Genomic DNA, 26,119 nt, shown 5'->3' on the forward strand with positions numbered 1-26,119 from the left:
TACCGTCCTGCCCGGCGGTGAACGTTCCGCCACGGGCGTCCCTGGGGCCCGCGCGGCTCGGCCGCTGCGGTGAAGGGGTGGGGAGGCCCGACTCCGGCAGGCACGTGGTCAGCGCGCGCCTGCACTCGACGTGATGGGTGGCTCATGCAGCGCAGCGTTCGTCCTTCCCCGTTCTCAGCCCGCCGCCTCGGGCGCCACGCCCGCCTCGTCGGCGCCGTGGCCGTCGCCTCCGCCCTGCTCCTCACCGGTGCAGGTGCTGCGCAGGCGCACGGCAACGACGGCCGCGGTGGCAAGCAGTGGCAGCAGCCACAGCCGCAGCCCAAGAAGCAGCAGACGAGCGAGCCGGAGACCACGGGCGCCTACGTCTACCTCAAGAAGGACGTCTCCAAGCCGGTGTCCTGGGAGAACTCGACCCAGCAGTACCTGGTCACCACCTGGCCGGGGGGCTACTGGCGCGACCTCACGCTCGAGGAGATCCGTGCGGCCCTGCCCGCGGGCGTCACGGTCTGCGGTCCGGGCTGGGCGGTCCAGGAGGACAAGGCGTACGGCGACGCGACGGTCTTCACCGGCAACAAGGCGCCCCACTACCCGACGGACTACATCGGCTGGCGGAGCAAGGAGAACCCCAAGGGCGCGCTCTTCGACGCCAAGCACTTCGAGCTGTCCGCCATGGTGACGGTGCCGCCGTGCGCCCCGGCGCCGACCACGTCGCCGTCGCCCACGCCGACGGCGTCCCCGAGCCCGACCTCGACGCCGACGCCGACCGTCCCCGTGGCGACGCCTCCCGCGCCCAGCCAGACGCCGACGACGCCGGCCTCGCCGACGCCGACGGTCACGCCGACCCCCGTGACCGAGGTGGGCTCCACGCCCACGCCCACGCAGACCACGCCCGTCGTCGTGGTGGCCTCGACGCCGAGCCCGAGCGCGACCTTCTACTCCGAGGTCCTGGCCGCAGGCCCCACCGGTGGTGCGACGCTGGCCGCGACCGGCTCGTCCCCGCTGCCGGGCGTGCTCGCCGCGGGGATCCTGGTGCTCTCGGGGGCAGCACTGCTCCTGATCAGGCGCCGCCGCGCCAGCTGATCGAGCGCTGGAGGGCCGTCGTCACGCCGACGACGGCCCTCCTCGCGTGCGTCGTGCCCCGGTGTGGCGGACGGCACGTGTCCGGAGCAGGGGGCGGTTTCGTCCCGTGGGCCTGATGGCGTAAGATCGTCCGTTGGGTGTGCGCCCGGTTCTCGTGGCGCGCTGTCCACATCTAGTTCCCACCTCGTCGTCGCCGCCCGTCCGGGCGGGGCCGGTCGTCGTGGGTTGATCCATCAGGACCGACAGTTAGCGGAGGATATGGCGAAGAAGGACGGTGTCATCGAGATCGAGGGCAGCGTCGTGGAGGCTCTGCCGAACGCGATGTTCCGCGTGGAGCTCACCAACGGCCACAAGGTGCTCGCCCACATCTCGGGCAAGATGCGACAGCACTACATCCGGATCCTCCCCGAGGACCGGGTGGTGGTGGAGCTGAGCCCGTACGACCTGTCCCGTGGCCGGATCGTCTACCGCTACAAGTAACAGCCACTCGAACACGCCGTCAGCCCTGTCACGGGCGCAACGGCGGCGGAGGAACACGCGATGAAGGTCAAGCCCAGCGTCAAGAAGATCTGCGACAAGTGCAAGGTGATCCGCCGGCACGGTCGCGTCCAGGTGATCTGCGAGAACCTGCGCCACAAGCAGCGCCAGGGCTGATGCCCTGACGCCGGTCCGTCGGACCAGCAGCTCGACCAGCACCACCGGTCCTCCACGGAGGACCAGCAAGCGCACAGCCACTCCGGCGATCACTCGCCGGTGCACCCTCGGTCGGAGGCCGGGGCCCGCAGCACGCGGGAGGGCAGTGCGGTAGACCTCCGATGCAGTTCAGGAGCCACCAGGCACATGGCACGTCTTATCGGCGTCGACCTCCCCCGCGAGAAGCGGCTCGAGATCGCGCTCACCTATATCTACGGGGTCGGCCGTACCCGCGCCCAGGCAACTCTGGCCGCGACCGGCATCAGCCCGGACCTGCGCGTGAAGGACCTCGGCGACGCCGAGCTCGTCGCGCTGCGTGACTACCTCGAGGCGAGCTACAAGCTCGAGGGTGACCTTCGCCGTGAGGTCGCTGCGGACATCCGCCGCAAGGTCGAGATCGGCTGCTACGAGGGCCTGCGTCACCGCCGTGGCCTTCCGGTGCGCGGTCAGCGCACCAAGACCAACGCGCGTACCCGCAAGGGCCCGAAGCGCACCGTCGCCGGCAAGAAGAAGGCCGGGCGCAAGTAGCCCTCCCGGCTGGCTGCATCCTCGCGATGCGCCGCCCGGTCATCCCCAGCTGATCTCGAGAGAAGAAGAGCATGCCTCCCAAGACCCGTTCCGCCGTGCGCAAGCCGCGCCGCAAGGAGAAGAAGAACGTCTCCCACGGCCAGGCGCACATCAAGAGCACGTTCAACAACACGATCATCTCCATCACCGACCCGACCGGCGCCGTCATCGCGTCGGCCTCGTCGGGCCAGGTGGGCTTCAAGGGCTCGCGCAAGTCGACCCCCTTCGCGGCGCAGCTCGCCGCCGAGGCGGCCGCTCGTCGCGCCCAGGAGCACGGCATGAAGAAGGTCGACGTCTTCGTCAAGGGCCCCGGCTCCGGCCGTGAGACCGCGATCCGCTCGCTCCAGGCGACCGGCCTCGAGGTCGGCTCGATCCAGGACGTGACGCCCCAGGCGCACAACGGCTGCCGTCCGCCGAAGCGCCGCCGCGTCTGACCGTCGGCTCGATCGGGTCGGTGCGCTGCCGGAAGGCGCGCACCGACCCGGACATCCTGACGCCGACCAGGTAGACCGAGACCAGGCCGGCTTGTAGTACTGCGCAGCGTCATATGGCGGACGCCCGCTGAGAGGAAAACACACCGTGCTGATTGCACAGCGCCCCACCCTGACCGAAGAGGTCATCTCGGAGAACCGGTCGCGGTTCTCCATCGAGCCCCTGGAGCCGGGTTTCGGCTACACGCTCGGCAACTCGCTCCGCCGGACGCTGCTGTCCTCCATCCCCGGTGCCGCCGTCACGTCCATCCGGATCGACGGCGTGCTGCACGAGTTCTCCACCGTGCCGGGCGTCAAGGAGGACGTCACCGAGATCATCCTCAACATCAAGCAGCTGGTCGTCTCCTCGGAGAACGACGAGCCCGTGGTGATGTACCTGCGCAAGCAGGGTGCCGGTGAGGTCAGCGCCGCTGACATCGTGCCGCCGGCCGGCGTCGAGGTGCACAACCCCGACCTGCACCTGGCCACGCTGAACGACAAGGGCAAGCTCGAGATCGAGCTGACCGTCGAGCGCGGGCGTGGCTACGTGTCGGCGAACCAGAACAAGTCGTTCGACGCCGAGATCGGCCGCATCCCGGTCGACTCGATCTACTCGCCCGTCCTCAAGGTGACCTACAAGGTCGAGGCGACGCGTGTCGAGCAGCGCACGGACTTCGACAAGCTGGTCGTCGACGTCGAGACCAAGTCGGCGATCGGCCCGCGTGACGCGCTGGCCTCCGCCGGCAAGACGCTGGTCGAGCTGTTCGGTCTGGCCCGTGAGCTCAACATCGAGGCCGAGGGCATCGAGATCGGCCCGTCGCCGACCGACGCTGCGCTCGCCGCGGACCTCGCTCTGCCGATCGAGGACCTGCAGCTCACGATCCGCTCCTACAACTGCCTCAAGCGCGAGGGCATCCACTCCGTGGGTGAGCTCGTCGCCCGGTCCGAGGCCGACCTCCTGGACATCCGCAACTTCGGTGCGAAGTCCATCACCGAGGTCAAGGAGAAGCTGGCCGAGCTCGGACTGACGCTCAAGGACAGCCCGCTCGACTTCGACCCGTCCGCCACCGCCTACTACGGCGACGACGAGGGCGACTTCGTCGAGGACGAGCAGTACTGACGCCGGGGAGCTAGACGGGCCGGCGTGAGCCGGCCTGCCTGCAGCCCATCACTGGAACTCAAGGAGTAAAGACCATGCCTACGCCCACCAAGGGTCCCCGGCTCGGTGGCGGACCGGCGCACGAGCGGCTGATCCTCGCGAACCTCGCGACGTCGCTGTTCGAGCACAAGCGCATCACGACGACCGAGACGAAGGCCAAGCGCCTCCGTCCGCTCGCCGAGCGCCTCATCACGTTCGCCAAGCGTGGTGACCTGCACGCCCGCCGCCGCGTGATGACCGTCGTCAAGGACAAGTCCGTCGTGCACGTGCTCTTCACCGAGATCGCCCCGGCCGTGGCCGAGCGTCAGGGTGGCTACACGCGCATCACCAAGATCGGCCCCCGCAAGGGCGACAACGCCCCGATGGCCGTCATCGAGCTCGTCCTCGAGCCGCTCTCCCCGAAGCAGGCCGTCGTGAAGGAGGCCACCAAGGCCGCCTCCAAGGCTGCGCCGAAGGCGAAGAAGGCCGACAAGGTCGAGGACACGCCGGCCGAGGACAAGGTCGTCGAGGACGCCCCTGTCGAGGACGCGCCCGTCGAGGACGCGCCCGTCGAGACCAAGGATGACGCCGACAAGGCGTGATCTGAGAGCTGCACCGAGAAGGCCCGGGACCTGCTGGTCCCGGGCCTTCTCGCGTCCCGTCCCGCGCCTAGAGTCGGGGGCATGAGCCTGCCGGTCGTCCTGGTGCACGGGCTGCGGACGTCACGCACGATGTGGCGCGCGCAGGTGCGGGCCCTCGAGCGGGTGGGCCGGCGGGCGGTCGCCGTCGACCTGCCCGGTCACGGCTCCCGGATCGGCGAGCCGTTCACCCTGGACTCGGCGGTGGACACGGTCGCGGAGGCGATCGAGGGAGTCGGCGGCCGGGCGTTCGTCGTCGGGCTGTCGCTCGGGGGGTACGTGGCGATCCGGCACGCAGCCCGGCACCCCGAGCAGGTTGCCGGCCTCGTGGCGGCGTCCTGCTCCACGCAGCCGCACCGGGTGCTGCTGGCGGGGTGGTCGGTCGGCGCCCAGGGCATCGCCCGGCTGCCGGACCGCGGCGCGCGCCTGAACCAGTTCTTCGTCGACCGCGTCCTGCCGCACGAGGGTGCCGCGGACGTCGCAGCGGGCGGGTTCGCGCTGGACGCCACGCAGGAGGTCCTGCGCGAGATGACGGTGGCGACGCCGCTGGAGGACCTCGCGCGGATCGAGGCGCCGGTCTGGTTGGTCAACGGGGCGTTCGACCACTTCCGCGGCGAGGAGCGTCGCTTCCTCGCTGCGTGCCGCGACGGGCGGCTCGTCGTGGTGCCGCGGGCGACGCACCTGGTGAGCCTCGTGGCGCCGGCGCGGTTCACGCGGGTGCTGCTCGAGGCGGTCGACGAGGTCGAGCTGCGTGAGCGTGCGGGTCGTACCGCGGTCAGTCGCTGAGCGACCACGCCCGGACGCCGCCGACGATGCCCGCCTGATTGGGTACCACGACGACGTCGTCGCCGAGCTTCGCCAGGGTCGCAGGGGTGACCTGCCGGGCGTTCCCTCCGCCGAGGTAGAGCCGGTCCCAGACGAACACGGGCCGGAAGCCCTCGACGACACGTCGCACCCGCCGCGACCAGAGGCCGTCGCCGAGCCGGGCGCGCTCGACCTGCCCGATGTAGGCGTCGTAGGTGGTGCCCCACCGGACGGGTGCGTGCGAGAGCTCGAGGTGCGGCGCGAGGACGCCCCCGTCGAACAGCGCGGTCCCCAGCCCGGTGCCGAGCGTGAGCACCAGCTCGATGCCCGTCCCCGAGATGACGCCGGCTCCGTGCACCTCGGCGTCGTTGAGCACGAGCGTGGGCAGGCCGAGACGCTCCTGCACGGCGGCCCGGATGTCGTAGCCGGCCCACGCGGTGAACAGGTCCGGGTCGACCGCGGTGCGTGGTCCGGCGCGGGTGACGTAGTGCGGGGTCGCGACGACGACGCCGTGCCGGATCATCCCCGGCATCCCGACGGTGACGCGGTCCGCGGCCGGCAGCCCGGCGGCGATGTCGGCGATCGTGGCCACGAGCCGGTCCGGCGGGAGCGGGTACGGCGTCGGCACCCGCACGGCGGGGGCGTGCAGAGTGCCCGCGGCATCCAGGACCGACGCCTTGATCCCTCCGCCACCACAGTCGACGGCGAGGGTGAACGGGTTGGTGGACACGGGCCCACGCTAGCGCCGAGTACCGTGTGGGCCCGTGAGCGAACGCCTGGACCCCACCGAGCCGCCTGTCGAGCAGCCCGCCGAGCCGGCCGCCGTGCGGTTGCGGCTGGACCTGGCCTACGACGGGACGGGGTTCGCCGGCTGGGCGATCCAGCCGGACCTGCGGACCGTGCAGGGCGTCCTGGAGGCCGCGCTGGGCACCGTCCTGCGCACCGACGGCCCGCCGCGCGTGACGGTGGCCGGGCGCACGGACTCGGGCGTGCACGCGCGCGGCCAGGTGGCGCACGTCGACATCCCCGGCGGGCTCATCGAGAGGTCCCGTGGGCGGTCGCGCCGCCCGGTCGACGAGGTGCTGCTCACCCGGCTCGGCGGCATCCTTCCCCCGGACCTGGTGGTGCACGCGCTGACTCGTGCGCCGGACGGCTTCGACGCGCGGTTCTCGGCCCTGAGTCGGCGCTACACGTACCGGATCTGCGACGACTCCGCCCGACGCGACCCGTTGTCCCGCGCGCACGTGCTGTGGCACCGCCGCGCGCTGGACGTGGACGCCATGGCGGCGGCCGCGAAGCCGCTGGTCGGCAGGCACGACTTCGCGTCGTACTGCAAGCCGCGGCCGGGTGCGACGACGATCCGGACGCTCGAGGCGTTCTCGTGGTCGAGGCCGGTGGACGGGCCGGACGCGGGGCTCGTCGTCGCCACGGTGCGGGCGGACGCGTTCTGTCACTCGATGGTGCGCTCGCTCGTGGGCGCCAGCCTGGCGGTGGGCGAGGGGCGCCAGGCGTCCGGCTGGCCGGCGGAGCTGCTCGCCGCCCGGCGCCGCGGGGTGGGCGTGCACGTGGTGGCCGCGCACGGCCTCATGCTCGACGAGGTGAGCTATCCCGCCGACGACGAGCTGGCAGCCCGGGCGGTCCTGACCCGTGCGCGGCGGGCGGCCGAGGACCTGCAGCACCCGCCGGCCGCGGGCGACTGCTGCGGCTGAACCGGCTCGGACCTCGTCGACGGAAGGTCGGACGGACCTTCCGCTCTGCCTCGGGCGAGCAGGTCAGTCCTCGACGTCGTCGCGGTACCGGCGGTCGTCGACGTACTCCTCCTCGATGAGGTGCACGGCGGCCTCCTCGGCGCTCGCGGCGCCCCCGGAGATGCCGGCGTCGATGGCGAACCCGTCGGTGCCGCCCGCCTCGACGGCGCCGTCGTCCTCGATGAGCCGGCCGGCGCGGAACTCCTCGCGCTCGGGCCGCGGCCGCGCCTCCCAGACCTCGGGCTCCTCCTGGCCGATGCGCTGGTCGATCGTCTCGCGGTGCGCCTCCTCCCACGCCGTCTCGCCGTAGTGGTTGGTGCGCGGCCGGTCGGGGACCGTGTAGCCCTCGTCGAGCAGGTCGTCGACGCCGCGGTCGAGCAGGGTGTCTTCGCTGGGCAGCTGGTCCGTGTCGCCCTCGCTGCCGAGCTCGGGGTCGGGGCTGGTGCCGGAGGTGTCGCTCATGCTCCGACGATAGACCGCGGACCCGCGCTCGGCAGCGATGCTGTGCGCCGTGCCACAGGCAATGAGATGGGCCGCCGACGGGGCGGCAGGGACACTGGACGCATGGGCCACCTCGACATCGGCGGCATCGGGTACTTCCTGCCCGACGGACGCCCTCTCCTCGACGACGTGTCGTTCCGCGTCGCCGACGGCGCGCGCGTCGCGCTCGTCGGCCCCAACGGCGCCGGCAAGACGACGCTGCTGCGGATCATCGCGGGGGACGAGGCGCCGCACGCGGGGTCGATCGGGCGCAGCGGCGGCCTCGGGATCATGCGCCAGGACATCGGCCGGATCGACGACGACCGGTCGATCCGTGACCTGCTCGCCTCGCTCGCGTCGCCCGCCGTCCGGGACGCGGCCGTCGAGCTCGCGGCGGCGGAGCTGGCGATCATGGAGACCGACGACGAGCCGGCGCAGATGCGGTACGCCCAGGCGCTCGTCGACTGGGCCGACGTCGGCGGGTACGAGGCCGAGGCCGGCTGGGACCGGGTGACCGACGCCGTCCTGTCGATCCCGTTCGACGCCGCCCAGCACCGCGAGGTGCGCACCCTGTCCGGCGGCGAGCAGAAGCGGCTCGTCCTGGAGGCCCTGCTGCGCGGCCCCGACGAGGTGCTCCTGCTCGACGAGCCGGACAACGCGCTCGACGTGCCGACCAAGCGCTGGCTCGAGGACAGGCTGCGGGCGTCGAACAAGACCGTGCTGTTCGTGAGCCACGACCGCGAGATGCTCGCCCGTGTGGCCACGCAGGTGGCGACCCTCGAGCCCGGCGTCATGGGGGCTGCGGTCTGGGTGCACGGCGGCGGGTTCGCGTCCTACCACCAGGCGCGCGAGGACCGGCGCTCGCGGCTCGAGGAGCTGCTGCGGCGGTGGGAGGAGGAGCACGCGAAGCTCAAGGAGCTCGTGCTCACCCTGCGCACGAAGGCGGCGTTCAACGACGGGCTCGCGTCGCGGTACTCCGCAGCGCAGACGCGACTGCGCAAGTTCGAGGAGGCCGGGCCACCGACGCTGCTGGCCCGCGAGCAGAACGTGAAGGTCCGGCTGCGCGGCGGACGCACCGCCAAGCGCGCGGTGGTCGCGACCGGTCTGGAGCTCACCGGGCTGATGCACCCGTTCGACCTGGAGGTCTGGTTCGGCGAGCGGGTGGCCGTCCTCGGCTCCAACGGGTCCGGCAAGTCCCACTTCCTACGGCTGCTCGCCGCCGGCGGGAGCGACCCCGGTCCCGAGCACGAGCCCGCCGACGACCTCCCCGTGGCACCGGTGAAGCACACAGGCAAGGTCGTGCTGGGGCCACGGGTGCGGCCGGGCTGGTTCGCGCAGAACCACGGGCACCCGGAGCTGGTCGGACGGACGCTGCTCGAGATCCTGCACCGCGGCGAGGGGCACCGCGCGGGGCTCGGGCGCGAGCAGGCCAGCAAGGCGCTCGACCGGTACGAGCTCGTCTCCGCGGCGGAGCAGCGCTACGAGACGCTGTCCGGCGGCCAGCAGGCACGGCTGCAGATCCTGCTGCTGGAGCTCGGGGGAGCGACCCTGCTGCTGCTCGACGAGCCGACCGACAACCTCGACCTGCACTCCGCCGAGGCGCTCGAGACCGGGCTGGCGGCGTTCGAGGGCACGGTGCTGGCAGTCACGCACGACCGCTGGTTCACGCGCACCTTCGACCGGTTCCTCGTGTTCGGCGCGGACGGGGACGTGGTCGAGACGCCCGAGCCGGTGTGGGACGCCGGCCGGGTGGACCGGGTGCGCTGAGCCCCGACCAGCAGGCTCAGACCAGCAGCAGGACCGCGAGGGTCGCCATCACCACGGCGATGACGACATCGAGCACCTGCCAGGCGCGCGGGCGGGCGAACACCGGCCGCAGGTAGGTGGCCCCGAAGCCGAGTGCGGTGAACCACACGACGCTGGCGGTGACCGCCCCGGCGCCGAACACCCAGGCGCCGGGGTCGTGCTGGTGCGCCAGCGAGCCCAGGAGCACCACGGTGTCGAGGTACACGTGCGGGTTGAGGAACGTGAGCGCGAGGCACGTCGACACGACCGCGCCGAGGGCCGCAGGGCCGTCGCCCGCGGGATCGAGCCGCTCCGGGCGGCGGGCCCGCAGCGCGGCGCCCACGGCCAGCACGAGCAGGAACACGGCGCCCGCGTACTTCGTCACCGCCAGCACCACCGGGTGGTCGGTCACGAGCGCCCCGAGGCCGGCGATGCCCGCGGCGATCAGCAGCGCGTCCGCGACGGCGCACACCGCCACGACGGGCAGCACGTGCTCGCGCCGGATGCCCTGGCGGAGCACGAACGCGTTCTGCGCGCCGATCGCGACGATCAGGGACAGGCCCGTGAGGAAGCCCGAGAGGGCAGCGGTGGTCACGGGACGACGGTACGAACTCGGCGTCGATGAAGTCCAGTTCAGATTCCTGGTGAACCGTTAGGATCATTCATGTGGCGTTCGACGCGGACCAGCTGAGCGCCCTCGCGGCCGTGGTGCACGAGGGCAGCTTCGACGCGGCCGCACGACGCCTGCACGTGACCCCGTCGGCCGTCAGCCAGCGGATCAAGGCGCTCGAGCAGCAGGTGGGACGCGTGCTGGTGCTGCGCACGCGCCCGTGCCGGCCCACGGAGGACGGCGAGGTGCTGGTGCGCCTGGCCGGCCAGGTGGAGCTCCTGGGGCGTGACGCGATGGGCCTGCTGGTCCCGGCACCGGGTGGCACGCGCGCCCGGCCGGCCACGCGCCGGCTCCCCGTGGCCGTGAACGACGACTCGATGTCCACGTGGTTCCCCGCCGCGGTCGCCGACCTGCCCGCCGACGTCCTGCTCGACCTGCGGCGCGAGGACCAGGACCTGTCCGCCGACCTGCTGCGAGACGGGACGGTGATGGCCGCGGTCACCGCGGACCCGCGCGCGGTGCAGGGCTGCCGCGTCCGCCGCCTGGGCGCGATGCGGTACCTCGCGGTCGCGGCACCGGAGCGCGCGGAGCGCTGGTTCGCCGACGGGCTCGGTGCGGAGGTGTTCGCGGCGGCGCCCCTCCTGGCGTTCAACAGGGAGGATGGCCTGCAGGAACGCTTCGTCGCGTCGGTCGTCGGCCGGCGCACGGTGACCCCGCGCGTGCACTACGTGCCGTCGCAGTCGGCGTTCGTGGGGCTGGTCGAGGCCGGGCTCGGGTGGGGGATGGTGCCGGAGGTAGCGGCGGCCGAGCGGATCGCCGCCGGCGCGCTGGTGGAGATCCGGGCCGGGCGCCACCTCGACGTCCCGCTGTACTGGCAGCACTGGGCGCTGCGCACACCGACGCTCGACGACCTGACCGAGCGGGTGGTCACCGCGGCGTCGGCGGCTCTGCGGCCGGTGCGACGCCACGGGCCGCCCTCGGCAGGCTGACGCGTTTTGACCCTCCGGCGGCACGGCGGCTACCCTGGTGTGTCGTTGTGCGTCCCCGTTCCGGCGGCTGCTAGTGCCTTCTCAGCACTCAGCACCGAGCCAGAACGGCAGGGCTGGTGCGTTCCCGCTCGCCGCCCGGAAGCCGACGAAAGCATGCATCGGCGGACCCGCACCCTGCGGAGCTCCGCCCCGACAAGATTCGCAACGAAACGAAGGCTGACGACCGTGCGCACGTACACACCGAAGCCCGGCGACGTCGAGCGGACCTGGCACATCATCGACGCGAACGATGTCGTCCTGGGTCGCCTGGCCACACATGTGGCCACGTTGCTGCGCGGCAAGCACAAGGCAACCTTTGCCCCCCACGTCGACGGCGGTGACTTCGTCATCGTCATCAACGCGAGCAAGGTGGCACTGACCGGCAACAAGCGCGAGAACAAGCTCGCGTACCGCCACTCCGGATACCCGGGTGGCCTGCGCGCCGTGGCCTACTCCGACCTCCTGGAGAAGCACCCCGAGCGCGCGATCGAGAAGGCTGTCCGCGGCATGCTCCCCAAGAGCTCGCTCGCGCGTCAGCAGCTCACCAAGCTCAAGGTCTACGCCGGTGCGGAGCACCCGCACGCGGCGCAGCAGCCGAAGCCCTTCGAGATCACCCAGGTCTCTCAGCAGGCGTGAGCCGGCTGAGTACAGAGAACAAGGACGCGAGGACACCAGTGGCAGAGACCACGGTCGACATCGACCTCGAGGGCGATGACACCCCCACCAGCTACACCTCCGAGACGGCTGCCCCGACGGGCCGCGGTCAGAGCATCACGGCACCGGCGAACGCGCTCGGCCGTCGCAAGGAGGCCATCGCGCGCGTGCGCCTGGTCCCCGGCACCGGTCAGTGGAAGGTCAACGGGCGCACGCTCGAGGACTACTTCCCGAACAAGGTGCACCAGCAGCTCGTGAACTCCCCGTTCAAGCTGGTCGACGTCGAGGGTCGCTTCGACGTCGTCGCGCGCATCACCGGCGGCGGCGTGAGCGGCCAGGCCGGCGCGCTGCGCCTGGGCATCGCCCGTGCGCTGAACGCGATCGACGAGGAGCACAACCGCCCGGCCCTCAAGAAGGCCGGCTTCCTGACCCGCGATGCCCGCGTCGTGGAGCGCAAGAAGGCCGGTCTCAAGAAGGCCCGCAAGGCACCGCAGTACTCGAAGCGCTGATCGACGCACTTCGGCCCGATGGCCCTGCCGGTCTCACGACCAGCGGGGCCATCGGCATGTCTGCAACCATCAGCGAGGGCGGGCGCGTGGGGCATGCATCAGCAGCGCCGTGCCGCCAGGACGAAGGAGTCTGACCATGGGCCGACTGTTCGGGACCGACGGCGTGCGTGGGCTCGCCAACCGGGACGTGACCGCCGAGCTCGCGCTCGACCTCTCGGTCGCGGCCGCGCACGTGCTGGGTTCGCTCGGCCAGTTCGAGGGGCACCGGCCCCGCGCGATCGTCGGGCGTGACAGCCGCGCGTCGGGGGAGTTCCTCGCGGCCGCCGTGTCCGCCGGGCTGGCCTCGGCCGGCGTGGACGTCAACAACGTCGGCGTGCTGCCGACGCCCGCGGTCGCCTTCCTCACCGCGGAGCTCGGCGTCGACATCGGCGTGGTGCTCTCGGCGTCGCACAACCCGATGCCCGACAACGGGATCAAGTTCCTGGCGCGCGGCGGGCACAAGCTCGACGACGAGCTCGAGGCCGCCATCGAGGCGCGCATGGGTGAGCACTGGGAGCGGCCGCTCGGCGGGGACGTCGGGCGCATCCGCGTCGACACCGGGCGCGCGGGCGAGCAGTACATCGAGCATCTCGTCGGCACGATCGACGTCCCCCTCACGGGGCTGCGCATCGCGGTCGACTGCGCGAACGGCGCCGCGAGCGAGGTCGGACCGGCGACGCTCCGGGCGGCCGGCGCCGACGTCGTCGTCATCAACGCCTCGCCCGACGGTCGCAACATCAACGAGAAGTGCGGATCGACGCACCCCGAGCAGCTTCAGGCCGCGGTCGTGGCCTCGGAGGCGGACCTCGGGGTCGCGTTCGACGGGGACGCGGACCGGTGCCTGGCGGTCGACGCCGCGGGCAACCTGGTGGACGGCGACCAGATCATGGGGATCCTCGCGATCGCCATGCGCGACCGGGGCGACCTGGTGGCGAACACCCTGGTCACCACGGTGATGAGCAACCTGGGGCTCAAGATCGCGATGAGCGAGGCGGGGATCGCCACGATCGACACCGCGGTGGGCGACCGGTACGTGCTCGAGGCGATGCGTGCCGGGAACTACTCCCTCGGCGGCGAGCAGTCCGGGCACATCATCATGGCGGCGCACGCGACCACCGGCGACGGCGTCCTGACGGCCTTGCAGCTGGCCGCCCGGGTGGCGGCGACGGGGGCGACCATCGCCGACCTGGCGGGCGTGGTCCGGCGGCTGCCGCAGACGCTGGTGAACGTCCCCGGTGTCGACAAGCGGCGCGCCGGCACCGACGAGCGGCTCCTCGACGCGGTGCGTTCCGCCGAGGAGGGCCTCGGCCAGACCGGGCGGGTGCTGCTGCGGTCGTCGGGCACCGAGGACCTCGTCCGCGTGATGGTCGAGGCCGGCACGCAGTCCGAGGCGGACCGCGTCGCGCGCGAGCTCGCTGACGTCGTCCAGCACCGGCTGGCCCTCTAGTGCCGTCCGGCCCCGAGTGGGACCAGGCGCTGCGCGACGTCGCGCTCTGGATCATCGAGTCGGGCACCCGCTCGCCCGAGGGGGTGGCGCCCATCGTGCAGGCGGGGCACCCGGCCCTGCGCGCGGTGTCGACGCCGTACGACGGCCAGCTGTCCGACGAGGAGCTGGCCGTGCTCGTCGACGTCATGCACCGGACGATGCGCGCGGCCCCCGGGGTCGGCCTCGCGGCGCCGCAGCTCGGTCTGCCGTTGGCCCTCGCCGTGCTCGAGGACCCGGGCTCCATCTCGCCGGAGCACGCGGAGGTCCGGGAGCGCGAGCCGCTGCCGTTCCGGGTCCTGGTGAACCCGCGGTACACGCCGCTGGACGAGGACCGCGTCTCGTTCTACGAGGGCTGCCTCAGCGTCGTCGGCTACCAGGCGGTGGTCGCCCGCGCGCGGCGCGTGCACCTGACCGGAGCGGACGAGCACGGCACCGCGGTCGACGAGGTGGTCGAGGGCTGGTCCGCGCGGATCGTGCAGCACGAGACCGACCACCTGGGCGGGACGCTGTACCTGGATCGCGCGGAGCTGCGCTCGCTCGCGGCGACCGACGAGTTCGGCGCCCGGTGGTCGGCGGAGCCCAGTCCCGAGGCGGCCGCCCGTGCTCTCTCGTTCCCCCTGTCCTGAACAAGGGCCCGAGGGGGGACCCCGGGTCCGACCCCGGGAGGAATAGGGGCTGCACCAGGGATGAACCGGGGGTCACCCCTATGTCGTCCGGGCAGGGGCGACACTTACCGTGGAGGCACGACACCGGGCGGATCGCCGCCGGTGCACGACGCAGGAGCTGATGTCACGTGCTGGAGGGGTGGGCCCTGGCCCTCGTAGGTTCCCCGTGGATCTTCGTCGTGCTCTACCTGTTCGCCACGATCGACGGCTTCTTCCCCCCGATCCCCAGCGAGTCCATCGTGATCGCCCTGTCGGTGGTCTCGATGGCCGAGGGCACGCCGAACCTGCCGATGATCATGCTCGTGGCGGCCGCCGGCGCGTGGACCGGTGACCAGATCGCCTACCAGATCGGTACCAAGGTCAAGGTGCGGGAGCTGCGGTTGCTGCGCACCACCCGCGGGCGGGCGGCCGTCGACTGGGCGGAGAACGCCCTGGCCAACCGCGGCGCCGCCTTCATCATCGCCGCCCGCTACATCCCGGTGGGCCGCGTGGCCGTCAACATGACCGCGGGCGCCGTCAAGTACAGCCGCCGCCGGTTCATGGGGCTCACCGCCATCGCGGCCCTGACGTGGGGCGCCTACTCGTCGCTCATCGGCATCGGCGCGGGCGCCTGGTTGCACGACAACACGATCGCCGCGGTGGCCGTCGGAGTCGTCGGCGGCCTGGTGATCGGCCTCGTCGTCGACTGGATCCTGCGCCGGTTCACCGGGCAGCGCGCCGTCACGCCGGCGCCGACGTCGGAGCTCCGTCCGACCGTCGAGGACACCGTGCGGGAGACCGAGTCGGCCCCTCCGGTCACAGGACGCTCACGATCCGACCCCGCCGCCTAACGATCCGGTCTCACCCGGTCATTTGCCCCATGACTGTGCTTACTCTCTGACTGTGCCGACGTCGCTGTCGGCGCTCCCGAGCCTGTCGACACCCCCGGGGGTGTCCTCAGGCATGGGCAGAGCAGGCAGGGGGCGAGATGAGCAGGCGCGCGCGGTGGGCCGTCGGCCTCGTGCTGCCTGCAGCCCTGGTGGCGGGTCTGGCGTCGTCGTGCAGCGCGCCCGAGCCCGCCGCCGACTCGCCGACCGCCGTCGTCGCCCCCGCCGCGGACTGCCTGTCGGCGCGGGTGCTCGCCGACCTGGGTCTCGTGTCGGCCGGGGAGTCGGCCGAGACCGGCACGCCGCACGCCGACGCTCCTGACACAGGGCGTGTCCCCGACGACTTCCGCGCGGCGAGCGTCGTCGTGTGCTCGCCGGGCGGCACCCTGCACGACTCGTCCGGGACCTGGGTCGCCCTGACCGCGAGCTGGCGCGAGGGCGACCTCGACCCGCTCGTCGCCGCGCTGCGACGCCCGTCGGCCCCCCGGGGTGGCACGTGCAGCACGGCTGCGGTGGTCCCGCCGGCCCTGTGGCTCGTCGACGCCCTCGGTCGCGCCATCCGGCCGGTGTGGCCGACGGACCGCTGCGGCTCCCCGGAGCCGGCGGTGGCGGACGCGCTCGACGCCCTCGAGGAGACCGACAGCGAGCAGTACCCCGTGCGGCTCATCGCGCCCGCGGACGAGGCCACGACGAGCCCCTGAGCTAGAGCTTGCGGAGCCGGACCCGCTCCACCGAGTGGTCGCGCCCCTTGGTGAGCACCAGGGTCGCCCGGCTGCGGGTGGGCAGGATGTTCTGCACGAGGTTGGGCTCGTTGATGGAGTCCCAGATCCCCTCGGCGAGCTCGATGGCCTCGAGGTCGCTCAGCGCCGCGTACCGGTGGAAGTACGACTCCGGCCGGGCGAACGCGGTCTGCCGGAGCGCCAGGAAGCGGTCCACGTACCAGCGCCGCACGTCGCTCGTGCGCGCGTCGACGTAGATCGAGAAGTCGAAGAAGTCGCTCACCGCGAGGTTCGAGGTGCCCTCGGCGGTGGGCCGGGCGGGCTGCAGGACGTTGAGCCCCTCCACGATGAGCACGTCGGGGCGGTTCACCACGATCTCGCGCCCCGGGAGGATGTCGTAGGTCAGGTGGTCGTACACGGGTACCCGGACCTCGGGGCGACCGGCCTTGACCTTGGAGACGAACCGCAGGAGGGCCCGACGGTCGTACGACTCCGGGAAGCCCTTGCGGTCCATCAGCCCGCGACGTTCCAGCTCCGCGTTGGGGTAGAGGAAGCCGTCGGTGGTGATCAGCTGGACGCGCGGGGTCGCGGGCCACCGGGCGAGGAGCTCGCGCAGCAGGCGGGCCGTGGTCGACTTGCCGACCGCCACGGAGCCGGCGACGCCGATGACGAACGGGGTCCCGCCGACGTCCTCGCGCAGGAACGTGCTCGACGCCGCGTGCAGGCCGCGGGTGGCCTCGATGTGCAGGTCGAGCAGACGGGAGATCGGCCGGTAGATCGCGTCGACCTCGGCCAGGTCGATCGGGTCGCCGAGACCGGCGAGGCGCTCCACGTCCGCGTCGGTCAGGGGCAGCGGGGTGGACGCGGAGAGCCGCGTCCAGGCGTCGCGGTCCAGGTCGACGTAGGGCGTGGCCGGGGTCAGCGACGGTGGCACGAGGACGATTGTGCCTGAGCGCGGGGAACGCGGCGCACCGGAGGACCCCCGAGCACCCCGGTAGACTCCCCGCCATGTGTGGAATCGTCGGTTACGTCGGTAGCCAGGTAGCCAGCGATCATCCGCTGGACGTCGTGCTGGAGGGCCTGCGGAGGCTCGAGTACCGCGGGTACGACTCGGCGGGCGTCGCGCTCGTCAGTCCGGACGGGAGGCTCTCGACCGCGAAGAAGGCCGGCAAGCTGGCCAACCTCGTCGAGGAGCTCGACCTGCGTCCGCTCCCGGAGTCGACCGCCGCCATCGGGCACACCCGGTGGGCGACGCACGGCGGACCGACCGACGTGAACGCGCACCCGCACGTGGCCGGCAAGCTCGCGGTGATCCACAACGGCATCGTGGAGAACTTCGCCTCCCTCAAGGCCGGGTTGGTGGCGGACGGCGTCGAGTTCGTCTCCGAGACCGACACCGAGGTCGCCGCGCAGCTCATCGCGCGCGCCTACGAGTCGACCGGGGACCTCACGGCAGCGATGACCGAGGTCGCCCGTTCGCTGCACGGCACGTTCACGCTGCTGGCCGTGCACGAGGACGCCCCCGGCCTCGTGGTGGGCGCCCGGCACGACTCCCCGCTGGTCGTCGGGATCGGCCAGGGCGAGAACTTCCTGGGATCCGACGTGGCGGCGTTCATCTCGCACACGAAGGAGGCCCTGGAGCTCGGCCAGGACCAGGTGGTGACCATCACGCCGGACACCGTCACGGTCACGGGCTTCGACGGGCTGCCCGCGGAGGCGCGTCGGTACACGGTCGACTGGGACGCCGCTGCCGCCGAGAAGGGTGGCTTCGCCTCCTTCATGGACAAGGAGATCCACGACCAGCCGCACGCCGTCGCGGACACCCTGCTGGGCCGGACCGACGCCCACGGGCGCCTGGTCCTCGACGAGGTGCGGATCGACGAGTCGGTGCTCCGGTCGGTCGACAAGATCGTCGTCGTCGCGTGCGGCACCGCGGCGTACGCCGGGCACGTGGCCAAGTACGCGATCGAGCACTGGTGCCGGATCCCCGTCGAGGTCGAGCTGGCGCATGAGTTCCGGTACCGCGACCCGGTGGTCAACGAGCGGACGCTCGTGGTCGCCGTGTCGCAGTCCGGCGAGACCATGGACACCCTGATGGCCGTCCGGCACGCGCGTGAGCAGGGCGCCAAGGTGCTCGCGCTGGTGAACACGCACGGCTCGACCATCCCGCGCGAGGCGGACGCGGTCCTCTACACGCACGCCGGGCCGGAGATCGCGGTGGCGTCCACCAAGGCGTTCCTCGCCCAGATCACCGCCGCGTACCTGCTGGGCCTGTACCTGGCGCAGCTGCGGGGGAACAAGTACGCCGACGAGGTCGGGGAGATCCTCACCGAGCTGCGCGCCATGCCGGACAAGATCCAGCAGGTGCTCGACCGGGCGGACCGCGTGCGCCAGACCGCGCGGTCGATGGTGGACACCAGCTCGGTCCTGTTCCTGGGCCGCCACGTCGGGTTCCCGGTGGCCATGGAGGGCGCGCTCAAGCTCAAGGAGCTCGCCTACATCCACGCCGAGGGGTTCGCCGCCGGGGAGCTCAAGCACGGCCCGATCGCGCTGATCGAGGAGGGGCAGCCGGTGTTCGTCATCGTGCCCTCGCCGCGCGGCCGCGACTCGCTGCACTCCAAGGTGGTCTCCAACATCCAGGAGATCCGCGCGCGGGGTGCGCGCACCCTCGTCATTGCGGAGGACGGAGACACGGACGTGCTGCCGTACGCGGACGAGGTGTTCTACGTGCCGCAGTCGCCCACCCTGCTCGCCCCGCTGCTCGCCGTGGTGCCGCTGCAGATCTTCGCGTGCGAGCTGGCCACCGCCAAGGGGCTCGACGTCGACCAGCCGCGCAACCTCGCGAAGTCCGTCACGGTCGAGTGATCACCGCGTGAGCGCCGCGTGATCATCGGCGTCGGGATCGACGTCGTCGACGTCGCGCGGTTCGTCGACACCCTGCACCGGGTGCCTGCGCTGCGCGACCGGCTGTTCACGCCCGAGGAGCGGCAGATGCCGGAGACCTCCTTGGCCGCGCGGTTCGCGGCCAAGGAGGCGATCGCCAAGGCGCTGGGCGCCCCGGCGGGGATGAGCTGGCAGGACGCGACCGTGCGCCGGACCGCCGGCGCGCAGCCGGTGGTCGAGGTGGTGGGCACGGTCGCCGCCGCGGCGGCCGCGCTCGGCGTGGACCGGTTCCACCTGTCCATCTCCCACGACGCGGGCATCGCCTCCGCCGTGGTCGTCGCCGAGCGCGACTGACGCGTCAGCGCAGCGCGGGGGCGACCTCGTTCTCGAACAGCTCGATGCCCGAGCGGTCGTAGGCCGCCTCGGCGAAGTACGTGATCGCGTAGGTCATGCCGAGCTTCTCCAGGCCCTGCAGCTTCTCGACGATCTGCTCCGGGGTGCCCACCAGGGTGCCGTGGCGGAAGTCCTCCGCGACCTCGGCCGCCTTGGCGGGGACGGTGTTGCTCAGGTGCTCCTCGACCCAGGCGATGCGGTCGTCGACCTCGGCCTGCGTGGACCCGATGACCACGTTGTAGTTGGCGGACCGGGTGATCTCCTCGAACGGCCGGCCGATGGCCTCGCAGTGGCCGCGCAGGATCTCGGACTTGTGCGCGAAGGCCTCCGGGGCGCCCGCGAAGTTGGTGTACTGCGCGTGCTCGGCCGCGATGCGCAGCGTCTTCTTCTCGCCGCCGCCGGCGATCCACAGGGGAGGGCCGTCCACCTGCAGGGGGAGCGGGGACAGCTGCGCGCCGTCGACCTTGTAGTGCTCGCCGTCGAGGGTGGCGGTGCCGTTGGTCCACATCTGCTTGAAGATCTGCACGCCCTCGTCGAGCATCGCGATCCGGGTGCCGGCGGACGGGAACCCGTACCCGTACGCGAGCCACTCGTGCTCGTACCAGCCGGCGCCGATGCCCATCTCCACGCGGCCGCCCGAGATGATGTCGGCCGTGGTGGCCACCTTGGCCAGGTACGCCGGGTTCCGGTACGCCATGCAGGTGCACATCTGGCCCAGCCGGACGCGGCTGGTGGTGGCGGCGAACGCGTTGATGAGGCTCCAGGCCTCGTGGGTGGCCTCGCCGTTGGGCTCGGGGACCGAGTGGAAGTGGTCGTAGACCCAGATCGAGTCGTAGGTGTCGCCCTGGTCCGCGTGGTCGGCCAGGCCGCTCATGGTCTGCCAGTGGTCGCGGGGGTCGATGCCGGTGAGGTCCTGCCGCCAGCCCTGGGGGATGAAGAGTCCGAAGCGCATGCTCGGCACGTTACCTGCGCACGAGCACCGGTGCCGCGTGATCGCTCGAATCGATCCGATCGGACAGCCGCCCGCCTGACCCGCCAGGATGGGAGACGTGCTGCAGACCTGGACCTCCGCGCAGGTGCGTGCCGCCGAGGAGCCCCTGCTGGCTGCCGGCGTCCCGCTGATGGAGCGGGCCGCGTTCGCCCTGCACGTCCACGTGGTCGCGGCTCTGCGGGAGCTCCGCGGCGCCGTGGCGGGCGCGCGGGTGGTGGTGCTCGTCGGTTCCGGCAACAACGGGGGCGACGCCCTGTACGCGGGGGCGCTGCTCGCCCGCCGCGGCGTCGACGTCCGGGCGGTGCTCACCGGCGCGCGCGTGCACGAGGGCGGGCTGGACGCGCTGCTCCGGGCGGGGGGACGGGTGCTGCGCGCCGAGGAGGCCGCCGCAGCGGCGTCGGCCGCCGACCTGCTGCTGGACGGCATCCTCGGCATCGGCACCGACGGGTCCGGGCTGCGCGGGGCAGCGGGCGCCCTGGTCGAGGAGATCGTGGCGCGGGGCCGTCCGTACGTCGTGGCCGTGGACGTGCCGTCGGGCCTCGGTGTGGACGACGGACGTCGCGACGGGGTGGTGCTGGACGCCGACCTCACGGTGACGTTCGGCGTCGCCAAGCCCGGGCTCCTGCTGCCGCCGGGCGGGCGCGCCGCGGGACGGGTCGTGCTGGTCGACCTCGGCCTCGAGCCGGCCGGTGCCCCCGAGGTGGTCCGGCTCGAACCGTCCGACGTCGCCGACCTCTGGCCCGTGCCGGCGCCGGACGCGCACAAGTACACGCGCGGCGTCCTGGGCGTGGTGGCGGGCTCCCGGGCGTACCAGGGGGCTGCGGTCCTCACCACGGGTGCGGCGGTCCGTGCGGGCGTCGGGATGGTGCGGTACCTGGGCGACGCCGGGGACGCGGTCGTGGCGGCCCACCCGGAGGTCGTCGTCGGCCACGGGCGGGTGCAGGCGTGGGTGTTCGGGCCGGGGGTCTCGCCGGACGACGCCGGGCAGCGACGCCGCATCGAGTACGCGTTCGAGCACGTGCTGGAGCGCGGGGAGGCCGCGGTGGTCGACGCCGGCGCCCTGGAGCTGCTCCCGGCGCGCGTCGGCCCGCACGCGGTGCTCACGCCGCACGCGGGCGAGCTGGCGCGCGTGCTGAGCCAGCGGGGTGAGGACGTCGACCGGCGCGCGGTCGAGGCCGAGCCGCTGCGCTGGGCACGGCGGGCCCACGAGCTCACGGGGGCCACGGTCCTGCTCAAGGGTCCGGTGACCGTCGTCGCGGGGGCGCAGGGCGCCGCCTACGCCCAGGCCGACGCCCCGGCGTGGCTGGCGACGGCGGGCGCCGGCGACGTGCTGGCGGGCCTGCTGGGGGCCCTGCTGGCAGGCCGGGTGGACGACGTGCACGACGACCCCTCGCTCGCCGCCGCGCTCGCCGCCACGGCCGCGCTGGTGCACGGTCGGGCGGCCCACCGCGCCACCCCGGGCGGCCCGGTCTCCGCGCGCGAGGTCGCGGACGCGCTGCCCGGCACGATCGCCGAGCTGCTCGACGCATGACCCTGACCCCCGATCTCCGCGCCCGCGTGGACGCGCTGCTGGCGAGCGGTCCGCGCCGGCTCCTCGGCATCGTCGGGGCGCCCGGCGCAGGGAAGTCGACGGTGGCCGCGGACGTGGTCGACGCGGTCGGGCGCTCCGCGGTCGCCGTGCCGATGGACGGGTTCCACCTGGCGCAGACGGAGCTCGAGCGCATCGGCCGGGCGGACCGCAAGGGAGCACCGGACACGTTCGACGCGGACGGCTTCGTCGCGCTGCTGACCCGCCTGCGGGACCCGGAGCGGACCGTCTACGCACCCGAGTACCGCCGCGACCTGCGCAACCCGGTGGCGGGCGCCATCGCGGTCCCTCCCGAGGTCCGGCTCGTGGTGGTGGAGGGGAACTACCTGCTGCTCGACGACCACGGGTTCGGCCCGGTGGCGGACCTGCTCGACGAGACGTGGTTCCTGGCGCCCGACGACGGACTCCGGCTGGACCGGCTGGTGGCCCGGCACGAGGCGTTCGGCAAGTCCCCGGAGGCGGCCCGCGCCTGGTCGCACGGTCCCGACGAGCGGAACGCCCAGCTCGTCGCGGCGACCGCCGCGCGTGCCGACGTGATCGTCCGTCCCGCCTGACGGACGGTGCGAGACTGGTCGCCGTGAGCTATCCCGCACGCGCTGTCGTCGACCTCGCGGCCGTCCGCGCCAACGTCCGGTCACTGGCCGCCCACGCACCGACCGCCCAGGTGATGGCCGTCGTCAAGGCGGACGGCTACGGGCACGGTCTCCTGCCCACCGCGACCGCAGCCCTGGCCGGAGGCGCCACGTGGCTCGGCGCCGCGCAGGTGGACGAGGCCCTGGCCCTGCGACGCGGGGGGATCGCCGACGCGCGGGTCCTCACGTGGCTGTACGCACCCGGCGCCCCCCTGCGCGAGGCGGTCGACGCCGACATCGACGTCTCGGTCTCGGCGCCGTGGGCCCTGGCTGAGCTCGCCGCCGCGGCGCGGGCGTCGGGTCGGACCGCGCGGGCCCACCTCAAGGTCGACACCGGCCTCGGCCGGAACGGGCTGACGCTGGGCGACCTGGCCGAGCTCCTCCCCGAGGTCCTGCGCCTGCGGGCGGAGGGGGCCCTCGAGGTGGTCGGGCTCTGGAGCCACTTCGCGTTCGCCGACGAGCCCGAGCACCCGACCGTCAAGCTCCAGGCCGAGGTGTTCGCGGAGACCCTCGAGACGGTCGAGGGGGCGGGCATCGCCCTCGAGGTGCGGCACCTGGCCAACTCGGCGGCGACGCTGACCACGCCCGCGGCGCACTACGACCTGGTGCGGCCGGGGATCGCCGTCTACGGCCTGTCGCCGGTGCCGCAGCTCGGGGGCCCCGACGACTTCGGGCTCGTGCCCGCGATGACGCTGGAGGCCGAGCTCGCGAACGTCAAGCACGTCCCGGCCGGGCAGGGCGTCTCCTACGCGCACCTGTACGAGACGCCGACGGACACCGTGCTCGGCCTCGTGCCCCTCGGGTACGCGGACGGCATCCCGCGGCACGCGTCCGGCACGCAGGAGCGGCCCGGCGGACCCGTGCGGGTGGGCGGTCGCACGCTCGGCGTGGCCGGCCGGGTCTGCATGGACCAGGTGGTGCTCGACCTGGGCCCGGGCGCCACGGAGCACGCGGGGGACCGCGTCGAGCTGTTCGGCACCGGACGCGACGGCGGACCGACCGCAGAGGACTGGGCGCGCGTCGCGGGGACCATCTCCTACGAGATCGTCACGCGGGTCGGCGCGCGCGTGCCGCGGGTGCACGTCGACAGCGAGCTCCCGGCATGACCGCGGTGACCGTCCGGCTTCCCGACGCCGACGCCACCCGGGCGTACGGACGCGCGCTCGCGGGCGTGCTGCGGGCCGGCGACCTGGTGGTGCTCACGGGCGACCTCGGGGCCGGCAAGACGACCCTGACGCAGGGGATCGGGGCCGGGCTGCACGTGCGCGGGCAGGTGGCGTCGCCGACGTTCATCATCGCCCGCGAGCACCCGCCGGTCCCGCGCGAGGACGGCTCGACCGGTCCGACGCTCGTGCACGTCGACGCGTACCGGCTCGGCTCGCTGGAGGAGGTGGACGCCCTCGACCTCGACGCGAGCCTGGAGGAGGCCGTGACCGTGGTCGAGTGGGGCGAGGGCTGGGTGGAGTCGCTCGCGCAGGACCGCCTCGAGGTCGTCCTGGCTCGCCCTCGCGGTGGTGCGCTGACCGACGACGACCTCGCCGACGCCGCCGCGGGCGAGCGCGTGGTCACCGTGCGCGCCGTGGGTGCACGCTGGGCGGACGTCGCGCTGCCCGACGCCGACCCGGTGGCAGGCTGAGCGCCGTGCCCGTCCTCGCGCTCGACACGTCCGCCGCCGTCGCGGTGGCCCTGACCGACGACTCCGGCGTGGTGCTCGCCGCGCGCTCCGACGCGCAGCAGCGGCACCACGCCGAGCTGCTGGCCCCGATGATCGCGGACGTCCTCGCGGAGGCCGGTGTGGACCGCCGCGAGCTCACCTCCGTGGTCGTCGGCACCGGACCCGCCCCGTTCACCGGGCTGCGAGTGGGGCTGGTCACCGCCCGCACGCTCGCGCTCGCTCTCGGCATCCCCGTGCACGGCGTCCCGAGCCTCGATGCGGTCGCGCTCCAGGCGTCCCGCGTGCTGCCGGCCGGCACGGAGGTGCTCGTCGCCACGGACGCCCGGCGCCGCGAGGTCTACTGGGCGCTGTACCGGCTGGTCGCGCCGGGGGAGATCGAGGTGCTGGCCGGCCCCGAGGTCGCCGCGGCCGCCGACGTCGCCGCCGACCCGCGCACCGCCGGCGCCGTGGCGATCGGCCGCGGGGCGCTGCTCTACCCCGACGTCCTGCGCGGTGGCCCGACGGTGGGCGCGCTCGACCCCGACCCCGCGGAGCTCGCGCGGCTGGCGCTGGCACGGACGGCGGCCGGCCAGGAGCTCGGCACCGAGCCCCTCTACCTGCGCCGCCCCGACGCCGTGCCGCAGGCGGCCCGCAAGCGCGTGCTCGGATGACGGAGCAGCCGCGCGGCGTCGTCGTGCGCGCCCTGCGCCCGGCGGACCTGCCGGCCCTCGTGCGCATGGAGGTCGAGCTCTTCGAGGCAGCCGCGTGGTCGCCCGAGAGCCTCGCCTCCGAGATCGGCGGGCCCGGGCGCTGGTACGTCGGCGCGGTCGTCGACGGCGAGCTGGTCGGGTACGCGGGTCTGTGGTTCGACGGGTTCGACGCGCAGGTGATGACCATCGGCACCGACGCGCGGTTCCAGGGGCGCGGGCTGGGGCGACGGATGCTGGAGAACCTCCTGGACCGCGCCCGGACGCTCGGTGCGGCCGTCGTGCTGCTCGAGGTGCGCGTGGACAACGACCCCGCCATCCACCTGTACGAGAGCGTGGGATTCGAGAAGCTCGGGATGCGCCGGGCGTACTACCAGCCAGGCAATATCGACGCGTGGACCATGCGCCTGGCGCTGCGCCACGACGAGGGGGGACCTGCATGACGAGGGACGCGGTCATCGTGGAGGCCGAGGCGCTCGCGGCGGTGCTGGCGGGCGACGAGCCCCCCGTGCTGCTCGACGTGCGCTGGGCGCTGGGCCAGACGGACGGCCACGAGCAGTACCTCGCGGGCCACCTTCCCGGGGCGGTCTTCGTGGACCTGGACACCGAGCTGGCCGCGCCGCCGACCCCGCGGGACGGCCGGCACCCGCTGCCCGACCTCGCCGCGTTCGAGGCGGATGCGCGGCGCTGGGGCGTCTCGGGCGAGCGGTCGGTGGTGGCCTACGACGCCGTGGGCGGGATGTCGGCGGCGCGCGTCTGGTGGCTGCTGCGCTGGGCCGGCGTGCGGGACGTGCGGCTGCTCGACGGCGGGCTCGCGGCGTGGACCGCGGCGGGGTTCGCGCTCGAGGCCGGGTCGGTGACGCCGGAGCCGGGGGACGTGGTGCTGGTCCCCGGAGCGCTGCCGACGATCGACGCCGACGAGGCCGCCGCCTGGACCGGCTCCCTGCTCGACGCCCGCGCGGCCGAGCGGTACGCCGGTGAGGTCGAGCCCGTCGACCCGCGTGCGGGCCACATCCCCGGAGCGGTCTCCGTGCCCACCGCCGGGAACGTCGGCGCCGACGGGTCGTTCCTGCCCGACGAGGAGCTGCGGGCGCGGTTCGCCGGCGTGCAGGGTCCGGTCGCCGTGTACTGCGGGTCCGGCGTCACCGCGGCGCACGAGGTCGCCGCACTCGCCTCGATCGGCGTGGAGGCGGCGCTGTACCCGGGCTCGTGGTCGCAGTGGTCGAACGACCCCGCCCGCCCGGTGGAGACGGGGAAGGCCGCGACCCCCGAGGGGATCGCGGCCTCCTGAG

The 26,119-nt window shown here is 73.3% G+C and carries 31 protein-coding genes; 26 read left to right on the top strand and 5 right to left on the bottom strand.

Going from position 1 to position 26,119, the window contains the following annotated elements; genetic code table 11:
* The first annotated feature begins 216 nt into the window (after nucleotides 1-216).
* The 8 genes from ASD18_RS21015 (at nucleotide 217) to ASD18_RS07860 (ending at nucleotide 5,372) form a co-directional block, all read left to right on the top strand.
* Nucleotides 217-1,080 (top strand): LPXTG cell wall anchor domain-containing protein, encoded by an 864-nt coding sequence (locus ASD18_RS21015; protein ID WP_056088953.1) that lies wholly within the window; start codon nucleotides 217-219, stop codon nucleotides 1,078-1,080.
* A gap of 258 nt (nucleotides 1,081-1,338) precedes the next feature.
* Nucleotides 1,339-1,560: a translation initiation factor IF-1 gene (infA, locus tag ASD18_RS07830; RefSeq protein ID WP_013770189.1), complete on the top strand. Its 222-nt coding sequence runs from the start codon at nucleotides 1,339-1,341 to the stop codon at nucleotides 1,558-1,560.
* A gap of 60 nt (nucleotides 1,561-1,620) precedes the next feature.
* Nucleotides 1,621-1,734 (top strand): 50S ribosomal protein L36, encoded by a 114-nt coding sequence (gene rpmJ, locus ASD18_RS07835; RefSeq protein ID WP_013117849.1) that lies wholly within the window; start codon nucleotides 1,621-1,623, stop codon nucleotides 1,732-1,734.
* 186 nt (nucleotides 1,735-1,920) lie between these two features.
* Nucleotides 1,921-2,301 carry a 30S ribosomal protein S13 gene (gene rpsM / locus ASD18_RS07840; protein ID WP_056088956.1) on the top strand — a complete coding sequence of 127 codons (381 nt, stop codon included), beginning with the start codon at nucleotides 1,921-1,923 and terminating at the stop codon, nucleotides 2,299-2,301.
* 71 nt (nucleotides 2,302-2,372) lie between these two features.
* Nucleotides 2,373-2,774, top strand: a complete 402-nt coding sequence (gene rpsK, locus ASD18_RS07845; RefSeq protein WP_055912186.1) for a 30S ribosomal protein S11 — start codon at nucleotides 2,373-2,375, stop codon at nucleotides 2,772-2,774.
* A gap of 145 nt (nucleotides 2,775-2,919) precedes the next feature.
* Nucleotides 2,920-3,930, top strand: coding sequence for a DNA-directed RNA polymerase subunit alpha (locus ASD18_RS07850; RefSeq protein WP_056088961.1), 1,011 nt, complete (start codon nucleotides 2,920-2,922; stop codon nucleotides 3,928-3,930).
* Nucleotides 3,931-4,004: 74 nt separating this feature from the next.
* On the top strand, nucleotides 4,005-4,550 hold the full coding sequence (gene rplQ / locus ASD18_RS07855; protein ID WP_056088964.1) for a 50S ribosomal protein L17: 546 nt from the start codon (nucleotides 4,005-4,007) through the stop codon (nucleotides 4,548-4,550).
* Nucleotides 4,551-4,631: 81 nt separating this feature from the next.
* Nucleotides 4,632-5,372, top strand: coding sequence for an alpha/beta fold hydrolase (locus ASD18_RS07860; protein ID WP_056088966.1), 741 nt, complete (start codon nucleotides 4,632-4,634; stop codon nucleotides 5,370-5,372).
* Here ASD18_RS07860 and ASD18_RS07865 read toward each other — a convergent pair.
* Nucleotides 5,362-6,120 (bottom strand): ROK family protein, encoded by a 759-nt coding sequence (locus ASD18_RS07865; RefSeq protein ID WP_056088969.1) that lies wholly within the window; start codon nucleotides 6,118-6,120, stop codon nucleotides 5,362-5,364. The genes ASD18_RS07860 and ASD18_RS07865 overlap by 11 nt on opposite strands.
* Nucleotides 6,121-6,154: 34 nt before the next feature.
* Between ASD18_RS07865 and truA the strand changes: the two genes are divergently transcribed.
* Nucleotides 6,155-7,099 carry a tRNA pseudouridine(38-40) synthase TruA gene (gene truA, locus ASD18_RS07870; RefSeq protein ID WP_235522290.1) on the top strand — a complete coding sequence of 315 codons (945 nt, stop codon included), beginning with the start codon at nucleotides 6,155-6,157 and terminating at the stop codon, nucleotides 7,097-7,099.
* A 63-nt stretch (nucleotides 7,100-7,162) separates the two neighbouring features.
* On the opposite strand, the gene ASD18_RS07875 is transcribed toward truA, so the two are convergent.
* On the bottom strand, nucleotides 7,163-7,600 hold the full coding sequence (locus tag ASD18_RS07875) for a DUF5709 domain-containing protein (protein WP_056088972.1): 438 nt from the start codon (nucleotides 7,598-7,600) through the stop codon (nucleotides 7,163-7,165).
* A gap of 102 nt (nucleotides 7,601-7,702) precedes the next feature.
* On the opposite strand from ASD18_RS07875, the gene ASD18_RS07880 reads away from it, so the two are divergent.
* The gene (locus ASD18_RS07880) at nucleotides 7,703-9,385 is read left to right on the top strand and encodes an ABC-F family ATP-binding cassette domain-containing protein (protein ID WP_056088975.1); all 1,683 of its coding nucleotides are present in this window, start codon (nucleotides 7,703-7,705) and stop codon (nucleotides 9,383-9,385) included.
* A gap of 16 nt (nucleotides 9,386-9,401) precedes the next feature.
* On the opposite strand, the gene ASD18_RS07885 is transcribed toward ASD18_RS07880, so the two are convergent.
* Nucleotides 9,402-9,998, bottom strand: a complete 597-nt coding sequence (locus ASD18_RS07885) for a LysE/ArgO family amino acid transporter (RefSeq protein WP_056088980.1) — start codon at nucleotides 9,996-9,998, stop codon at nucleotides 9,402-9,404.
* 71 nt (nucleotides 9,999-10,069) lie between these two features.
* Between ASD18_RS07885 and ASD18_RS07890 the strand changes: the two genes are divergently transcribed.
* The 7 genes from ASD18_RS07890 to ASD18_RS07920 all read left to right on the top strand — a co-directional run bounded on the left by ASD18_RS07890 (nucleotide 10,070) and on the right by ASD18_RS07920 (nucleotide 15,961).
* Nucleotides 10,070-11,002: a LysR family transcriptional regulator ArgP gene (locus tag ASD18_RS07890; RefSeq protein WP_056088983.1), complete on the top strand. Its 933-nt coding sequence runs from the start codon at nucleotides 10,070-10,072 to the stop codon at nucleotides 11,000-11,002.
* Nucleotides 11,003-11,227: 225 nt separating this feature from the next.
* Nucleotides 11,228-11,677 (top strand): 50S ribosomal protein L13, encoded by a 450-nt coding sequence (rplM, locus tag ASD18_RS07895; RefSeq protein WP_055912203.1) that lies wholly within the window; start codon nucleotides 11,228-11,230, stop codon nucleotides 11,675-11,677.
* 38 nt (nucleotides 11,678-11,715) lie between these two features.
* Nucleotides 11,716-12,204 carry a 30S ribosomal protein S9 gene (gene rpsI / locus ASD18_RS07900; RefSeq protein WP_056088985.1) on the top strand — a complete coding sequence of 163 codons (489 nt, stop codon included), beginning with the start codon at nucleotides 11,716-11,718 and terminating at the stop codon, nucleotides 12,202-12,204.
* 136 nt (nucleotides 12,205-12,340) lie between these two features.
* Nucleotides 12,341-13,690: a phosphoglucosamine mutase gene (glmM, locus tag ASD18_RS07905; RefSeq protein WP_056088989.1), complete on the top strand. Its 1,350-nt coding sequence runs from the start codon at nucleotides 12,341-12,343 to the stop codon at nucleotides 13,688-13,690.
* Nucleotides 13,690-14,355, top strand: a complete 666-nt coding sequence (locus tag ASD18_RS07910; protein ID WP_082573665.1) for a peptide deformylase — start codon at nucleotides 13,690-13,692, stop codon at nucleotides 14,353-14,355. The genes glmM and ASD18_RS07910 overlap by 1 nt, the downstream gene beginning before the upstream one ends.
* Before the next feature lie 167 nt (nucleotides 14,356-14,522).
* Nucleotides 14,523-15,224 carry a DedA family protein gene (locus ASD18_RS07915; protein ID WP_235522291.1) on the top strand — a complete coding sequence of 234 codons (702 nt, stop codon included), beginning with the start codon at nucleotides 14,523-14,525 and terminating at the stop codon, nucleotides 15,222-15,224.
* Between the two features lie 137 nt (nucleotides 15,225-15,361).
* Nucleotides 15,362-15,961: a hypothetical protein gene (locus ASD18_RS07920; protein ID WP_057210355.1), complete on the top strand. Its 600-nt coding sequence runs from the start codon at nucleotides 15,362-15,364 to the stop codon at nucleotides 15,959-15,961.
* A gap of 1 nt (nucleotide 15,962) precedes the next feature.
* On the opposite strand, the gene coaA is transcribed toward ASD18_RS07920, so the two are convergent.
* A complete protein-coding gene (gene coaA, locus ASD18_RS07925) occupies nucleotides 15,963-16,913 on the bottom strand; it encodes a type I pantothenate kinase (RefSeq protein ID WP_056088993.1) in 951 nt (316 codons plus the stop codon).
* 74 nt (nucleotides 16,914-16,987) lie between these two features.
* Here coaA and glmS point away from each other — a divergent pair, with 74 nt between their 5' ends.
* Nucleotides 16,988-18,844 carry a glutamine--fructose-6-phosphate transaminase (isomerizing) gene (glmS, locus tag ASD18_RS07930; protein ID WP_056088995.1) on the top strand — a complete coding sequence of 619 codons (1,857 nt, stop codon included), beginning with the start codon at nucleotides 16,988-16,990 and terminating at the stop codon, nucleotides 18,842-18,844.
* A gap of 18 nt (nucleotides 18,845-18,862) precedes the next feature.
* Nucleotides 18,863-19,216, top strand: coding sequence for a holo-ACP synthase (locus ASD18_RS07935; RefSeq protein ID WP_056088999.1), 354 nt, complete (start codon nucleotides 18,863-18,865; stop codon nucleotides 19,214-19,216).
* 4 nt (nucleotides 19,217-19,220) lie between these two features.
* Here ASD18_RS07935 and ASD18_RS07940 read toward each other — a convergent pair whose 3' ends face one another.
* Nucleotides 19,221-20,207, bottom strand: coding sequence for an LLM class F420-dependent oxidoreductase (locus tag ASD18_RS07940; protein WP_056089002.1), 987 nt, complete (start codon nucleotides 20,205-20,207; stop codon nucleotides 19,221-19,223).
* Nucleotides 20,208-20,295: 88 nt separating this feature from the next.
* On the opposite strand from ASD18_RS07940, the gene ASD18_RS07945 reads away from it, so the two are divergent.
* Genes ASD18_RS07945 through ASD18_RS07975 form a run of 7 tightly spaced genes read left to right on the top strand, consistent with a single transcriptional unit; the run spans nucleotide 20,296 to nucleotide 26,118 of the window.
* Nucleotides 20,296-21,777, top strand: coding sequence for a bifunctional ADP-dependent NAD(P)H-hydrate dehydratase/NAD(P)H-hydrate epimerase (locus ASD18_RS07945; RefSeq protein WP_156387914.1), 1,482 nt, complete (start codon nucleotides 20,296-20,298; stop codon nucleotides 21,775-21,777).
* Nucleotides 21,774-22,388: a nucleoside/nucleotide kinase family protein gene (locus tag ASD18_RS07950; protein WP_056089008.1), complete on the top strand. Its 615-nt coding sequence runs from the start codon at nucleotides 21,774-21,776 to the stop codon at nucleotides 22,386-22,388. The genes ASD18_RS07945 and ASD18_RS07950 overlap by 4 nt, the downstream gene beginning before the upstream one ends.
* 23 nt (nucleotides 22,389-22,411) lie before the next feature.
* Nucleotides 22,412-23,572 carry an alanine racemase gene (gene alr, locus ASD18_RS07955; protein WP_369817255.1) on the top strand — a complete coding sequence of 387 codons (1,161 nt, stop codon included), beginning with the start codon at nucleotides 22,412-22,414 and terminating at the stop codon, nucleotides 23,570-23,572.
* The gene (gene tsaE, locus ASD18_RS07960; protein WP_056089011.1) at nucleotides 23,569-24,102 is read left to right on the top strand and encodes a tRNA (adenosine(37)-N6)-threonylcarbamoyltransferase complex ATPase subunit type 1 TsaE; all 534 of its coding nucleotides are present in this window, start codon (nucleotides 23,569-23,571) and stop codon (nucleotides 24,100-24,102) included. The genes alr and tsaE overlap by 4 nt, the downstream gene beginning before the upstream one ends.
* A 5-nt stretch (nucleotides 24,103-24,107) precedes the next feature.
* Complete coding sequence (gene tsaB / locus ASD18_RS07965) at nucleotides 24,108-24,791, top strand: tRNA (adenosine(37)-N6)-threonylcarbamoyltransferase complex dimerization subunit type 1 TsaB (RefSeq protein WP_056089014.1); 684 nt, start codon at nucleotides 24,108-24,110, stop codon at nucleotides 24,789-24,791.
* Complete coding sequence (rimI, locus tag ASD18_RS07970; RefSeq protein ID WP_056089016.1) at nucleotides 24,788-25,270, top strand: ribosomal protein S18-alanine N-acetyltransferase; 483 nt, start codon at nucleotides 24,788-24,790, stop codon at nucleotides 25,268-25,270. Before tsaB ends, rimI begins: the two co-directional genes overlap by 4 nt.
* Nucleotides 25,267-26,118, top strand: coding sequence for a sulfurtransferase (locus tag ASD18_RS07975; RefSeq protein ID WP_056089019.1), 852 nt, complete (start codon nucleotides 25,267-25,269; stop codon nucleotides 26,116-26,118). The genes rimI and ASD18_RS07975 overlap by 4 nt, the downstream gene beginning before the upstream one ends.
* Nucleotide 26,119: the final 1 nt, after the last annotated feature.

Source organism: Cellulomonas sp. Root137 (genome assembly GCF_001426725.1).
In the GTDB taxonomy this organism is placed as follows: Bacteria; Actinomycetota; Actinomycetes; order Actinomycetales; family Cellulomonadaceae; genus Cellulomonas.

Excerpts from the sequence above, each read along its gene's own strand:
- infA (WP_013770189.1), top strand. The coding sequence starts at position 1,339 with ATGGCGAAGAAGGACGGTGTCATCGAGATCGAGGGCAGCGTCGTGGAG.
- rpmJ (WP_013117849.1), top strand. The coding sequence starts at position 1,621 with ATGAAGGTCAAGCCCAGCGTCAAGAAGATCTGCGACAAGTGCAAGGTG.
- rpsM (WP_056088956.1), top strand. The coding sequence starts at position 1,921 with ATGGCACGTCTTATCGGCGTCGACCTCCCCCGCGAGAAGCGGCTCGAG.
- rpsK (WP_055912186.1), top strand. The coding sequence starts at position 2,373 with ATGCCTCCCAAGACCCGTTCCGCCGTGCGCAAGCCGCGCCGCAAGGAG.
- rplQ (WP_056088964.1), top strand. The coding sequence starts at position 4,005 with ATGCCTACGCCCACCAAGGGTCCCCGGCTCGGTGGCGGACCGGCGCAC.
- ASD18_RS07860 (WP_056088966.1), top strand. The coding sequence starts at position 4,632 with ATGAGCCTGCCGGTCGTCCTGGTGCACGGGCTGCGGACGTCACGCACG.
- ASD18_RS07875 (WP_056088972.1), bottom strand. The coding sequence starts at position 7,600 with ATGAGCGACACCTCCGGCACCAGCCCCGACCCCGAGCTCGGCAGCGAG.
- ASD18_RS07880 (WP_056088975.1), top strand. The coding sequence starts at position 7,703 with ATGGGCCACCTCGACATCGGCGGCATCGGGTACTTCCTGCCCGACGGA.
- glmM (WP_056088989.1), top strand. The coding sequence starts at position 12,341 with ATGGGCCGACTGTTCGGGACCGACGGCGTGCGTGGGCTCGCCAACCGG.
- ASD18_RS07920 (WP_057210355.1), top strand. The coding sequence starts at position 15,362 with ATGAGCAGGCGCGCGCGGTGGGCCGTCGGCCTCGTGCTGCCTGCAGCC.
- glmS (WP_056088995.1), top strand. The coding sequence starts at position 16,988 with ATGTGTGGAATCGTCGGTTACGTCGGTAGCCAGGTAGCCAGCGATCAT.
- ASD18_RS07940 (WP_056089002.1), bottom strand. The coding sequence starts at position 20,207 with ATGCGCTTCGGACTCTTCATCCCCCAGGGCTGGCGGCAGGACCTCACC.
- ASD18_RS07945 (WP_156387914.1), top strand. The coding sequence starts at position 20,296 with ATGGGAGACGTGCTGCAGACCTGGACCTCCGCGCAGGTGCGTGCCGCC.
- ASD18_RS07950 (WP_056089008.1), top strand. The coding sequence starts at position 21,774 with ATGACCCTGACCCCCGATCTCCGCGCCCGCGTGGACGCGCTGCTGGCG.
- tsaE (WP_056089011.1), top strand. The coding sequence starts at position 23,569 with ATGACCGCGGTGACCGTCCGGCTTCCCGACGCCGACGCCACCCGGGCG.
- rimI (WP_056089016.1), top strand. The coding sequence starts at position 24,788 with ATGACGGAGCAGCCGCGCGGCGTCGTCGTGCGCGCCCTGCGCCCGGCG.
- ASD18_RS07975 (WP_056089019.1), top strand. The coding sequence starts at position 25,267 with ATGACGAGGGACGCGGTCATCGTGGAGGCCGAGGCGCTCGCGGCGGTG.